We start from the raw sequence: 13356 nt of genomic DNA on the forward strand, positions 1-13356 counted from the left end.
AATAAATATACGCCCAAGGGTGCCGGAGTGATATTCGCTAACCGTCATTCGGCTTGGTTTTTTGGAAGGATGGCCGCCTGCGGCAGCTTTAAGAAACAAACGAAAAAGGCATCCCCCAGGCGTTTCAAGCCAGTGGAGGATGCCTTTTTTACATCGGGCGCGTGCCTATTTCTGCTCCTGCAGTTGAGCCTTCGTTTTCTTCAAATACGCGCGCCACGTAATGCACCACTGCTTCGGATCGTCGAGGGACGACTCGTCGTTGCGGTGAACTGTGCTGTTGTGCGGAGCGGTTTTGACGATGTCCGGGTTCGTATAAGCTTCATTCGAAATATGCTCCAGCGCCCGAATGTATTCGTCCAGATCTTCCTTGGAATAGGACTCGGTCGGCTCGAGCGTAAACGGCTGCGGCACGATGTACGGATGGTGGGACGTCCAATAATGGAGGCCGAAATCGCACATCCGGCGCGTGATGTCCTCGGTCGTGACGCCCGTTTCGTCCGTCAGCTGCTTCCAGCTGTACCGGACCTGCTCCAGGCGGCGGCCCTTGATGTACGGAGCGCTTGCGCCGCGGATCTGCAAAATCTTATGGTACAGGTAATTGTTGTTCAGCACGGCGATTTGGGCCACGTCCTTCAATCCTTCGGCGCCAAGGCTCAGAATCCAGGCGTATGCCCGCAGCACGGTTTGGGCGACGCCGTGGAAGCTGCGGACCTTGCCGATGCTGAGGTCGCCCTGCCCCTTCAGTACGTAACGCCCGCCTTCTTCGCGTTCCACGAGCGGCCCCGGCAGGAACGGCTTCAGCTCTTCGGTCACGCCGAGCGCGCCCGTCGCCGGTCCTCCGCACATATGCGGGGCGGCGAAGGTTTTGTGCAGGTTAAAAAAGCACATGTCGAAGCCGGCTTCCTTCGCCCGGGTAATGCCAAGCAGGCCGTTGGCGTTGGCCTGATCGTAGTAGCAAATGCCGCCGGCGGCATGCACCACGTCCGTAAATTCCCGGATGCGGTGATTGTAAATGCCCGTGTCCTCCGGGTTCGCGACGACAAATCCGGCCGTCCGTTCCGAAACGGCGTTTTTCAGCTTTTCGAGATCCGGGAACCCGTCCTCGTCCGGATGCAGCGTGATGATCTTGTAGCCTTTGACCGCAGCGGTCGCCGCCTGGGACGGATGCGAGAAAATCGTCGTGATGATCTCGTCCCGCCGGTCGCCTTCGCCGCGGGAATCATGGTAAGCCCGGACGATGGAGGCCATGGCCAGCAATGCTTGGGTGCCGCTGCTCGGCTGGAACGAAAAAGCGTCCATGCCGGAAATTTCGCGCATCGCAAGGTCGAGTCGATGGTAAATCTCCAGCATGCCCTGCACGGTGCCGGCATCCTGGAGCGGATGCAGCTCCGTTAAACGCGGGTTACGGATCAGCATTTCATTGATGCGCGGAATGTATTTCATCGTGCAGGTGCCCTGCCCGATTTCGACGTTCAAATCGGATCCCAGCGTCTCCTGGGACAGTCTTAAATAATGCCGGAGCACTTTGGCCTGCCCGATTTCCGGAAGCGCGGGAGCCGAGCTGCGACGCATGGAGGCCGGGATGCTGTCCTCGGCGCTGCCGACCGTTGCCGCCACGGCGGCTTCGCTTCCCGGAGGGATGACGCCCCGCTCTCCTGGGCGGTGAAGTTCAAAAATAACCGGTTCATCCCATTTGGCTTGGTGGAACTGACGGACCTTGCGGTCTCTCTTAATCCGTTTCATGGCGTCTGTCTCCCCCTCTTAGGTTCTTGTAGTCGATGACGTGCCGACAATCGCGCGGATCGCGGCCGCAAGGCGGTCCAGGTCGGACTGCGTATGGATTTCCGTCACGCAGTAGAGCGCGCATTGTCCCCACGCCGGATACCCCGCGGACAAATCCTTGCCGCCGAAAATGCCTTCCTCCATCAGGCGGCGGTTGATCTCGGCAACGGTCAGGCCCGTGGCGTTAAAGTCGACGACGAATTCCTTGAAAAAGGCGCCTTCGAACCGAAGGGCAACGCCCGGAATCTCCGCCAGCTTCTTCGCGGCATAATGCGACTTCTGGATGATGGTGCTGCCGACCTCCTTCATGCCGTGCGGACCGAGCAGCGCCAAATATACGCCGGCCGTAATTCCCCACAAGGCGGTTTGGGTGCCTACGGATTCCTTGCCCTTCTCGCGGAGGGCAAAGGACGTGCGCTCGTAAGCGACGTCCCCGAAGCCGTATTCGCCTTCTACCTCCGTCGGTACGATGCCGAACAGGCGGGAAGGATATTCCATCACGAATTTCTCCTCGTCGCGCGTCGCGATGAATCCCGCCTGGCCGCCGCCGTAGTTCATATGCATGCCCAGCGGCTGCAAATCCCCGCAGACGATGTCCGCGCCGTAACGCGGCGGAGCTTCGAGCACCCCGAGGGAAATCGGGTCGACGCCGACGATCGATACGGCCCCGGCGTCATGGGCAAGCTTCGAGATTTCCGCTCCCCGGTCCTCGATGATGCCGAGATACCCCGGGTTTTCGAAATAAACGGCCGCCACGTCGGGGCCGAGTTTGCTTTGCAGGTCGTCCAGGTCCATTTTTCCCGTCGCCGGGTCGATCTCCACGTATGCGATGTCCATGACCGGTACGCAGTAATTGCGAATGATCGCGGCCTTATCGGGATCGACGGAACGCGGAAGCAAAGCGGTCTTGCGGCCCGTCATGCGGCCGGCCATCCGGATGGACGTCGATGCCGCCTGCGCCCAGTCGAACGTAGGCACGTTGACGACGTCCATGTCGACAAGCTCGGCCACCAGGCTTTGGTATTCGAACAACGCCTGGAAACGCCCATGGTCTTCGTAAGGTTCTCCGGCATAGGCGGTCACGAATTCGGAACGCTGGTTGATTTCGTCGCATACCGCCGGAATGAAATGCTGCCAACAGCCGGCTCCGAGGAAATTGAGATAATCGGCGCCGTCCTTGTTTTTGGCCAGCAGGCCTTCGATATGGCGGCGCAGCTCGTATTCGTTCATCGCCGGCGGCAGGTTCATCTCCCGCTTCAGCTTGAGGCTGTCCGGAATCGCTTCATGCAGCTGGTCCAAGGATGTCAGGCCGATTTCCTTCAGCATCGCGTCCCGGACCTCCGGTACGGTATTCGGAATATAAGGATGGGCATAGGTTCTTTCTGCCAAATGAATCGCCTCCGTTCGTATTGGAAAAGCAAAACAAAGATCCGTCCTAAGCAATGCCGCCTCCGTCGACGACAAGCACGCTGCCCGTCACCCAGGAAGAAAGGTCGCTGGCCAGGAACAATACGGCGTTTGCGATATCCCGCGGCGTGCCGAGCCTCTCCAGCGGCCGACCGCCCGCCGAAGCGACGAGGAACGACGCTTCGTCCTGCTGAAGCTGCCTGGCTTCGTCGCGAAGGAGCGGCGTGTCGGTGTCGCCCGGCGACACGCAGTTGACGCGGATGTTGGCCGGGCCGTGGTCGATGGCCATCGCTTTGGTCAGATTGACGACACCGGCTTTGGCCGCGCAGTAAGCCGCGGCGCGGTCCCCGCCTTTCAGCCCCCAGCCGGAGCCCGTATTGATGATGCTGCCTCCGCCGCCTTGCTCCATGATCGGGATGACGTACTTGGAGAGCAGGTACACGCCTTTCAGCGAAACGTCCAGCACCAGATCCCAATCCCGCTCCTCGAGCTCGGTCACCGTTTTACGGCGGATGACGCCCGCGTTGTTAAACAGGATGTGGATGCCCCCAAGCGCCGATGCGACCTCTCCGGCGACGCGCTCGCAATCCGCGGCGGAAGTGACGTTGCAGCGGTAGAAGCTGGCCTGTCCTCCCTTTTCGCGGATGCCGGCGGCCGCTTGTTCCCCCGCCGTTTCATTGATGTCGACCAGCACCGCATGCGCTCCGAATTCGGCGAGCAGCTCGGCGGCGGCCAGGCCGATCCCTGAAGCGCCCCCCGTGACGACCGCCACTTTACCCGATAAGTTCAAAACATCCTGTGATTTAAGCATCGTTCTCCTCCTCCAGCTTCATGTTGTCCGCTTCCGCCGCCATGCTCCGCCACAGCCGTTCAGGCGAGCCGTTTTCGGCCATATACGCCTGCAGGATGCGGAACCGGAAAGGCTCAGGCTTGACGGCATGTTCCGGCGACTGCGCCGGTCCGCAGCTGTTGCTGCCAAGGCCGTTTTGCCGGTAATCCAAATTAAGGGTGATATAATCCCGCGGCTTCAGGTCGCTCAAATGCCGAGCCGCTTCCAGATCGGCGTCCGCATACCGCCTTGCGCTGAATTCAAGCACCGGCGCGCCGGCCGCCATCAGGCCGATGCCCGTTCCATCCGAGACGGACACCCAGCGGACATCCGTCCGGTTGCCGTTCTCTTGCGGATACACGTACGGCGTAAATAAACCGTCGACCGTATTCCTGTAGACGCCGAACCTTCCTGCTTCCTTGCTGTCCGAATAACTTTCCCCCGGCCCGCGCCCGTACCACCGGACATGCTCCATATCGCCCGGCATTTCGAGCTGGAGGCCGATTTTCGGCAGCATGGAAGGCGGCGTTCCTTCCGGCGTCCCGTTCACGTCGATGACGACCAGCCCGCTGCCGCTCACCGTATACGAAACCTCGCAGCGGAAACCCCAATCATGGACCGGCGGCGCAATCCGCGAATTCCAGGTGATCCGTACCGCGCTATCGTCCAGCCGTTCCCAACGGAAACCGTCGATCCGTTCCGACAGCCGGTCGAGATGGGCTTTGCGCCAATCCGCGAGCACGTACATGTCGTTGTCGATCGGCGCCCGCCAGAAGTTCAGGCGCGGACCGCGACGAATCAGCTCCTTGCCGCCGAAGCGCAGCGAAGCGATTCCCGGCTGCAGCCGGTCAAAGGTCATCCGGAACGCATCGTTACCAACGGCAAGCCTCCGGTCCTCCTCGTTTGCCGACAAGGCCCGAGGTTCGGCGGAGACGGCCGCGGCTCCCGGTTCAATGGAGGCGGGTGCGATTGGCAACGCAAACTGGGCCCAGGCCACCTCATAGCCTTGGGAAGCCCAATCGCAATCGGCCGCCAGCGTGAAGCCGATGTTCAGCCAGCGTTCCGCACCGACGTTCCGTATCGGGTCATCCCGCAGCGGAATCTCCACCTCGTGGCTTTCGCCCGCCCCGATCTCCGGCAGCTCAAGCACGCCGCTGTCCAAAACCCGTCCGTCCGCCGTGACGCTGTAATGCGCCCGCAAGTGATCCAGGCCGATAAAATCGTAGCGGTTCGTCACGCGGATGCGGCCTTCATCGGCCATTTCCACCCGGACGGGTTCGATGATTTTCTTATATTCAAGGAGGCCCGGCGATGGCGTCCGATCCGGGAAAACCAGTCCGTCGATCACGAAGTTGCCGTTGCTTGGCACATCGCCGTAATCGCCGCCGTAAGCGTAATCGGCCTTGCCGTCCGCCGTCCTGCGGCTGAGGCCGTGGTCGATCCATTCCCAGACGAAACCGCCCTGCAAGCGCCGATACTTGTCGAAGACGTCGAAATACGCGCGCAGTCCCCCGGGGCCGTTGCCCATGGCATGGGCAAATTCGCACAACACATGCGGTTTCGGATGATCCTCCATTCGGCCGAAGCCTTCCATTTTCTCCACGGAAGAATACATCGTGCTGACGACGTCGCATACCTCCGCTTCCCGGTCTTCCTCGTAATGCACGAGGCGGGTCGGATCATGTTCCTTGCACCATGCGGACATCGCGCGGAAGTTGCAGCCGAAGCCCGATTCGTTCCCCAGCGACCAGAAGATGACCGACGGATGGTTTTTGTCGCGTTCCACCATGCGGCGCACCCGGTCCACGTAAGCTTCCTTCCAGGCCGGATCGTCGCTTAGCCGCGATATGTTACCAAGCGGCTCGAAGCCGTGCGTTTCCAAGTCCGTTTCTTCCATGACGTACAGCCCGTATTCGTCGCACAGGTCGTAAAAGCGCGGGTCGTTCGGATAATGCGCCGTACGGACCGCGTTGATGTTATGCCGCTTCATCAGCTTGATGTCCTCCAGCATCGTCGACAACGTCACCGTCCGGCCCGTATCCGGATGATGGTCATGCCGGTTGACGCCTTTGAGCAGGATCGCCTTGCCGTTCACCAAAAACTGGCCGTCCTTCACCTCGATGCGGCGGAAGCCGACCCGCTGGGCGACGGTTTCGGTTACCTGCCCCTGCGCATCGTATACGGTCAACACCAAATGGTACAAATACGGCGATTCCGCGTTCCATAAAACCGGTTTGGCGACGGGCAGGTTAAACTCGGCATGCGCCTCCCCGGACCATGTTTTTTCGGCGAAGAGCAGCTCGGCTCCCGTCCGATCCAGCAGCTGGAGGGAAACTTTGCCTCCGGCGTCCTTTCCAGCCATGTCCGTGCGCACCGACAGCACCGCGTTCGTCAGCTCGGCGTCCAGCTCCGTTACCACCCGGAAATCGGCCATGCGCACGGAGGACGGTTCGGCCACCAGGTACACGTCCCGGAAAATGCCGCTCATCCACCACATGTCCTGATCCTCCAGATAACTGCCGTCCGACCACTGATATACGCGAACGGCCAATCGGTTCACGCCGGATTTCAAATAAGGGGTCAAATCGAACTCCGAAGTCAGACGGCTCCCTTGGCTGTAACCGACAAACGCCCCGTTCAGCCACAGATGGAAGGCGCTGTCCACGCCGTCGAATTTAATGGACACATGCCGTCCGTCCCATCGGGCGGGAAGCTCGAAGTCCCTGACGTAACTCCCCGTCGGATTGTCGTTCGGCACATGCGGCGGATCGACCGGAAACGGGTAATACAGGTCCGTGTAATGCGGGTGCCCGTAGCCCTGCAGCTGCCAGTGGCCCGGCACGCGGATGTCGTCCCATCCCGAAACGTCGAATTCCTGCTCGTAAAAATGCCGCGGAGCCAGCTCCGGCCCCTCCGCAAAATCGAATTTCCATATCCCGTTCAGCGATTTGAACCACGGGGAACTCCCCCGGTCGTAACTCAAAGCGCCTTCCCGATCGGGGAACGGAATGAAATAAGCCCGGCTCTTCGTGCGGTTACGCTCCAGCACGCCGAGGTTATCCCAATCCCGCTGCTTCATGATGTCATTCATGGTCCTCTTCCTTTCTCTGCGATCTATCCTTTGATGCCCGTCGTTGCGATCCCGCCCACGATATAACGCTGCGCGAAGAAGAAAATGGCCAGCGGCGGGATGGAGATCAGGCATGTAATCGCCATAATCGACTGCATGTCGACGCCGTACATCCCCTTAAATTGGGACAAGCCGAGCGTCAGCGTATACTTCGTCTGGTCGTTCAGGAAAATGAGCGGTCCGAGATAGTCGTTCCAGCAGCTCATCACCTGGAATACGGCCACCAGGATGAGCGAAGGCCCCATCAGCGGCACGATGATCCGGAACAGCACCGTCACTTTGCTGGCGCCGTCGATCGTGGCCGCTTCGTCCAGCTCCCTGGGCAGGGTCAAAATAAACTGCCGCAGCAAAAAGATATAATAGGCGGATCCGAACCACGAAGGCACGATCAGCGGCTTCAGCGTATTGATCCAGCCCAAATAGTTGAATTCCATGTATTGCGGAATCATCGTCACTTCCCACGGAATCATCATCGTCGCCAGAACGACCAGAAACAGGAAGTCGCGTCCCTTGAACTGGAACCGGGCGAAGCCGTAAGCGACCAGGGTGCAGGAGATCAGCTGGCCGAGCGTGGACAGGGCCGTAATGATCACCGTGTTTTTCAAAAACAGGTTAAACGGCTGGCTGTTCCAGGCTTCGGCAAAATTGCTGAATTTCCAGACGGAAGGAATCCATTTGGGCGGGAACAGATACAGCTCCTGCTGCGATTTGAGCGCCGTCGTCACCGCCCAGAACAAGGGCGCGATGAACAGGAGCGAAAAAACGATCAGCAGCGCGTACGTCAGCATCTTTTTCATCCGGCCTGCCCCCCTTTTTTCGATTTCCGTTCATCCCGCGAATTTTTTTTCATTTCGCCTTCGTAGAACACCCATGCTTCCGACGACTTGAAGACGAGGAACGTCAGCACCAGCACGATCAGGAACATGAACCAGGCGTTGGCCGCGGAATATCCCATTTTGAAATATTTAAAGGCGTTTTCGTACATGTACATCGCGTAAAAATACGTAGACTTCAGCGGTCCGCCCCCCGTCAGGAGCAAAGCCAGGGTCAGCTGCTGGAACGCCGCGATGATGGACGTAATGAGGTTGAACAAAATCGTCGGGGTGATCATCGGAATGGTCACGCTGAAAAACTGCCGGATTTTGCCGGCCCCGTCGATCGAAGCCGATTCGTACAAATCCTTCGGGATGCCCTTCAATCCCGCCAGGAAAATCAGCATCATCGAACCTTGTCCCCACAGGCTGGCGACGACCATCGCCACCAGCGACCATTTCGTGTCGTTCAGCCAGTCCGGACCCTGAATCCCGAACAGCGACAGAAAGTAGTTCAGGATCCCGTAATCCCCGCTGTACACCCAGGACCAGATCATGGCGAGCGCCACGCCCGAAATGACGGACGGCAGGTAGAAGGCGGTGCGGAATATCGCGCTGCCCCGCACCTTTTGGTTCAGCAGCATGGCGAGTCCCAGCGCGATGATGATGTTGAGCGGGACGAACAGGGCCGCGAATTTCAAGGTGACGAATAACGATGTCCAGAACATCGGATCGTCCGTAAACATTTCGATATAGTTGTCGAAACCGATAAACGTCACTTTGCCGACGATCAGCCAATCGAAAAACGATATGATCAGCGAAAACAGCAACGGGCCGAGCGTAAAGACGACGAATCCGAATATCCAAGGAAAGATGAAGAGGTAGGGAGCAGCCCCACCCCATCTGCGTTTTCTCAAGGGCTTAAGGGCGGCTGTCTGTTCCCGTGCGTTGTGCAGGTAGGTCTGAGCCATCTCCTAACCTTCTTTCTTTAGAGGTTGTTTAAGCGTTTATTTCAAATACCGCTCGCTGTCTTTGACCGCCTGGTTCAGCACTTCCTGGGCGCTCGCGCCGTGCATCACCGCTTCGACCGCTGCCGACAGCTGACGGTTCACTTCGTTCCATTTCGGGTTCAGCAGGAACGCCGGCGTATCGCTCGAACGTTCAAGCATCGCGTAAAACGGCTTGTAAAGCGGATCCTGGTCCTTCTTCAGCTCGGTCACGACGCTTTGGCGGACAGGCAGGTCGGCTACGCGCATTTTGATCGAATCGTTGGATACGTAAAATTTGACGAACTCCCACGCCAGATCTTTTTGCTTGGAGTCTTTGGCGATGGACAGCGCGGATTCGGCGAGCACGCCTTTGACCGGTTTGCCCGGGAAGGCCGGCATTTCCACGGTGCCTACGTCGACGCCCGCCTGCTTAAACGACTCCAGCGGCCAAATGCCGCTTTCCCACATGGCGATTTTGCCGGCTTTGAAGATGTCGTCGCCGCTCTGCTGGCCTTTGCCGCCCGTCAGCACGGCGGAGCCGTTTTTCACCATGTCCCCGAACATTTGGATCGCTTCGGCCGTCTCCTTGCTGTTCATGTATCCGTCGATCGCTTTGCCGTCCGGGGAAATGAAGGAGCTGCCGTTGCTCCAAACGAATCCCTGGAGATCGTACGTGTCGTTTTCGGCGCGCACCCCGAAGCCGTACTGCTTTTTCGACTTGTCGGTAAGCTTCCGGGCGATGTCCTGGAATTCGGCCCAGGTCCAGCCGTCTTTCGGATACGGGACGCCCGCCTCGTCGAACAGCTTCTTGTTGTAGTACACGACGCGGGTCGTAAACCCGGCCGGGATGCCGTAAAGCGTATCGCCGATTTTGCCGTAGTTGAACAATCCTTTGTAAAAATCATCTATGTTGAGGTCCGGGTCCTTGTCCGCATAGCCGTCCAGCGGCTCAAGCGATTGATGGTACGTCGGGAAGTCCCACATGTACATCACGTCCGGCGGGTTCGCCGCGCCGAAGCCGGCGGCCAGCTTCTGGTCGAATCCGTCCGCGTAAGCCTCGACCTGCACCTTCGTGCCCGGATGCGCCGCTTCGAACTTTTTGGCGATATCCTGTTCGATCTTAAGCGCATCCCCGGTATCCCAGGTCGCAAAACGCAGCGTTTTCGTTTGTTTGGAGCCGCCTTCCCCCTGGCCGGACGTTTCGGCGTTTCCGCCGCTTCCGCCGCAGGCGGACAATACGGATACCATCACCGTTGTTGCAAGGACAATGAGTGAAATTCTCTTTTTCATCTTGTCAGCTCCCCTGTCAATGAGGTGTATAATAATTGAACCGCTTTCATCGTAACTCTTATGAAAGCGGTTCAAAACGTGCATCTATTCGAATGTTGTTGCGTTTTTGTTCGAATGTCGCCGGGCGGGTGTCAATCTGTTCGGGACGCCTCCCCTTTTTGTTGGGAACGGTAATGGCTCGGCGTTTGGCCGGTGCAGCGCTTGAACCATTTGCTGAAATATTTGCTGTCCCCGAGGCCGGTGCGCTCGGCGATTTCCTGCATCGTCAACCCCGTATCGCGCAGCAGCGCCGATGCGAGCCGCAGCTTCCGCTTGTATTGGAAAGCGATAAAGCTGTCTCCGACCGCCTTCTTGAACAGGATGGAAAAATGGCTGCGGCTCAGGCCGACCCTTTCCGCCAGCTGGCTTGCCGACCAGTCCGCCGCCGGATTTTCGTGCAGCAGGCGGACCGCTTTCCAGATCGGCTCCGGCCAGTCCTCTCCCGATACGCCGTATATTCGTTCCAGCTCCGCTTCTTTATGCAGGGATTGGAACGCCTCTTTCAGTTCCACGGCATCCTGCAATGCTCCCTTTCGGCTCCATTTCAGCTTCCCGCACCGGCTTTTGCATTCGACCAGCAAGCCCTCCGCGGTCCCCCGCCGCGATTCGGGAACGGCCCAATAGCAGTATTCCCCGCCGTAAGGGATCACGGTGCCTTCGCATAAGTGCCTGACGTCCTGGCCAGTGCCGAGGAGCAGCCCGCTCCAGCTCGAACCGCAATCGGCCGTACGGATCAAATAAAGATGCAGCGGCTCACCGTTGAAATGCCACGTTCCCCCGCGCAGCCTGGCAAGCTCGGCCGGAAATTTTTCGTGATGCCCGCTCAGCCAAGCGAAAAGCATCGCCTCCAGCCGTTCGCCGTCCTGACCGTCCGCCGGAGGCGGGGACTGCAGCTCCTGCCGGAATTGCTCCAGCATCGCCTCCAGCTCTTCATCTTCGAACGCGGTCTTGAGCAGGTAACCGGATGCTCCCAGGCGGATGCCCTGCTGGGCGTATTCGAAATCGCGGTGGCAGCTCAGCAGAACGATTTTCGTCCGCTGTTCCGTTTCCTTCACCTTGCGCGACAGCTCGATCCCGTCCATTTCCGGCATGACGATGTCGGTAATGACGACTTCCGGGCGGTATTCGAGAAAAGCTTCCCAAGCCTTCAGCCCGTTCGGCGCATCCGCAACGACCTCCATGCCGAACCGCTCCCATGCGATCGTGGAACGCAAACCTTTGCGAACGATGCTTTCGTCATCCGCAATCAGCACCTTAATTTTTTTTGCCGTCTCCATCCGAACCCTCCTCCTTTTTCGGCCAACGAATGAGGATCGTCGTGCCTTCGCCTTTCGTCGAATGTACCGTAAGCCCGTACGGCGGGCCAAAATGCAGCTTGAACTTCTGGTCCGCGTTTTGCACGCCGAGCCCGCCGCGCCCGCGGCTCTCCGGCTTCGGCTTGAACAACTGCTCCAGCTTCTCCGCCGCGATGCCCGCGCCGTCGTCCTTCAGCGTCAGCACCAGCTCGTCGTTGTCCTCCCTCACGTCCAGTTCGATGGAGCCGACGCCGTCGGTAAAGCCGTGGAAAAATATATTCTCGAAAAGCGGCTGCAGCGTCATCCGCGGGATCAGGTACCGTTTCAGCGATTCCCCGCAGTGCAGGTCGTAACGGAAAACCTCGCCGTACCGGATTTCCTGGATTTTCAAAAAGTGATCGATCATGCGCAGCTCTCTGCCGAGCGTAATCAGTTCCTGCGAAATGTCGAGATTCCCCTCCAGCACCATCGTCAAATGGTAAAGCATGTGGCGGATCTCCTCCGCTCCCTCCAGCCGGGCTTTCCATTGGATCGAATTCAGCGTGTTGAACAATAGATGCGGATTGATCTGGTAATGGAACGCCCGCAGCTCCGCTTCCTTTTTCAGCCGTTCGCTTTGCTCCACTTCCTCGATCAGCGTCTGCACGCCGCTCACCATCCGGTTGAAGCTCATGTCGAGGCTTCCCAGCTCGTCGCGGCCCTCAACGGGCAGCCGGGTATCGAGCTTGCCGAAGCTAACCTTCTGCATCGAATCCTTGAGCGTCCGAATCCGGGCCGTAAAGCGGGAGGAGAAAACGTAAGCCAGCCCGAACGCAAGCACGCAGGAAATGACGGCAACGACGACGGTGTTGGAGCGAATGACTCCGGACGATTTATAAAACGCTTTGGCCGGCAGCCGGGCTTCGATGGTCCATTGATTCACCGCCAACGTCCGGTCCCAGATGACGTCGTTTTTTTTCGGCGCAAACTTGGAAGCGCTCTCGTATATGAGTCTTCCATCCGGGGACTTGATCGTCAGATGGGCCTTCGTGTCTTCTTCGAACAGACGGAACATGTGGAGCAGCTCCCCCGCATTTTCCTCGATCAGGATCGTGCTTCCGTCCTGCGCACCGTTCGGGTGATGGATGGGCACCGCCAGCCCCAATACCGGGAGATGGGAATCCTCCCCTCTCATCGCATGGTTTTGCTCGTAAAAACCGAGCCAGTACGTGCCTTGATAAGATGCCGGCCTGGACTTCCATGCGGGAATGTTATCCAGCTTGGCCACGTCCAGATTGCTTTCCCCGTAATAATACCCCGAAGGCGTAATGATATAAATGCCTGCCGTCCGGTCCGTCCGAAGCGACTTCAGCAGCGCTTCAAAATCGTTTTTTTCGATAATTTCGCTATAGGTAACAGGAACCCGGTTCCCTAAACCGGTACGGGCCGGGTCTAACAAATACGAATAGATGGTTTCGCTTGTTTGTTTCATGCGGCCCAATGACGAATTGGTCTGCTGCTCAAGCTGGGCCACGGCGTTTTCCCCGTATTTGCCGAACTGCGAATTGATCATTTTCGCCGACTGGTAATACGACACCGCGCCGAGCGAAAGCAAAGGAATCAGGGCCACGATGAGAAAACAAACAAGCAGCTTGGTGCGGATGCTGCGGTACGAGCCCGACACGAGACGGCGGTACAGCTGCCGAAGCCGCTGGCCTTTCATCACGATTTCCCCCCTTGCCTGCATGTAGCGTATAACAACATTCTAGCATGGACGAACACGCAGATGATAAAATAAAGCTTC

At 58.5% G+C, this 13356-nt stretch carries 9 protein-coding genes; all 9 read right to left on the minus strand.

The genetic code is table 11. From position 1 onward, the window contains the following. Window positions 1-165: 165 nt before the first annotated feature. Complete coding sequence (gene gcvPB, locus NYE48_RS22185; protein ID WP_340999969.1) at window positions 166-1743, minus strand: aminomethyl-transferring glycine dehydrogenase subunit GcvPB; 1578 nt, start codon at window positions 1741-1743, stop codon at window positions 166-168. An 18-nt stretch (window positions 1744-1761) separates the two neighbouring features. Further along, window positions 1762-3171, minus strand: coding sequence for an aminomethyl-transferring glycine dehydrogenase subunit GcvPA (gene gcvPA / locus NYE48_RS22190; protein ID WP_340999970.1), 1410 nt, complete (start codon window positions 3169-3171; stop codon window positions 1762-1764). 46 nt (window positions 3172-3217) lie between these two features. After that, on the minus strand, window positions 3218-4000 hold the full coding sequence (locus NYE48_RS22195) for an SDR family NAD(P)-dependent oxidoreductase (protein ID WP_036713387.1): 783 nt from the start codon (window positions 3998-4000) through the stop codon (window positions 3218-3220). Next, window positions 3993-7109, minus strand: coding sequence for a glycoside hydrolase family 2 TIM barrel-domain containing protein (locus NYE48_RS22200; RefSeq protein WP_340999971.1), 3117 nt, complete (start codon window positions 7107-7109; stop codon window positions 3993-3995). The genes NYE48_RS22195 and NYE48_RS22200 overlap by 8 nt, the downstream gene beginning before the upstream one ends. Before the next feature lie 23 nt (window positions 7110-7132). Then, window positions 7133-7945 carry a carbohydrate ABC transporter permease gene (locus tag NYE48_RS22205; protein ID WP_340999972.1) on the minus strand — a complete coding sequence of 271 codons (813 nt, stop codon included), beginning with the start codon at window positions 7943-7945 and terminating at the stop codon, window positions 7133-7135. Then, on the minus strand, window positions 7942-8931 hold the full coding sequence (locus NYE48_RS22210; RefSeq protein ID WP_340999973.1) for a carbohydrate ABC transporter permease: 990 nt from the start codon (window positions 8929-8931) through the stop codon (window positions 7942-7944). The genes NYE48_RS22205 and NYE48_RS22210 overlap by 4 nt, the downstream gene beginning before the upstream one ends. Window positions 8932-8967: 36 nt before the next feature. Beyond that, the gene (locus NYE48_RS22215; RefSeq protein WP_340999976.1) at window positions 8968-10239 is read right to left on the minus strand and encodes an ABC transporter substrate-binding protein; all 1272 of its coding nucleotides are present in this window, start codon (window positions 10237-10239) and stop codon (window positions 8968-8970) included. A gap of 131 nt (window positions 10240-10370) precedes the next feature. Next, on the minus strand, window positions 10371-11555 hold the full coding sequence (locus NYE48_RS22220) for a response regulator (protein WP_340999977.1): 1185 nt from the start codon (window positions 11553-11555) through the stop codon (window positions 10371-10373). Further along, on the minus strand, window positions 11533-13275 hold the full coding sequence (locus tag NYE48_RS22225) for a cache domain-containing sensor histidine kinase (RefSeq protein WP_341000710.1): 1743 nt from the start codon (window positions 13273-13275) through the stop codon (window positions 11533-11535). Before NYE48_RS22225 ends, NYE48_RS22220 begins: the two co-directional genes overlap by 23 nt. Between the last annotated feature and the right edge of the window lie 81 nt (window positions 13276-13356).

The organism is Paenibacillus sp. FSL M7-1455 (assembly GCF_038004655.1).
Lineage (GTDB): Bacteria > Bacillota > Bacilli > Paenibacillales > Paenibacillaceae > Paenibacillus_AQ > Paenibacillus_AQ cookii.

Coding starts and splice junctions, on each gene's coding strand:
- gcvPB (WP_340999969.1), bottom strand. CDS start 1,743: ATGAAACGGATTAAGAGAGACCGCAAGGTCCGTCAGTTCCACCAAGCC.
- NYE48_RS22195 (WP_036713387.1), bottom strand. CDS start 4,000: ATGCTTAAATCACAGGATGTTTTGAACTTATCGGGTAAAGTGGCGGTC.
- NYE48_RS22200 (WP_340999971.1), bottom strand. CDS start 7,109: ATGAATGACATCATGAAGCAGCGGGATTGGGATAACCTCGGCGTGCTG.
- NYE48_RS22205 (WP_340999972.1), bottom strand. CDS start 7,945: ATGAAAAAGATGCTGACGTACGCGCTGCTGATCGTTTTTTCGCTCCTG.
- NYE48_RS22210 (WP_340999973.1), bottom strand. CDS start 8,931: ATGGCTCAGACCTACCTGCACAACGCACGGGAACAGACAGCCGCCCTT.
- NYE48_RS22215 (WP_340999976.1), bottom strand. CDS start 10,239: ATGAAAAAGAGAATTTCACTCATTGTCCTTGCAACAACGGTGATGGTA.
- NYE48_RS22220 (WP_340999977.1), bottom strand. CDS start 11,555: ATGGAGACGGCAAAAAAAATTAAGGTGCTGATTGCGGATGACGAAAGC.
- NYE48_RS22225 (WP_341000710.1), bottom strand. CDS start 13,275: ATGAAAGGCCAGCGGCTTCGGCAGCTGTACCGCCGTCTCGTGTCGGGC.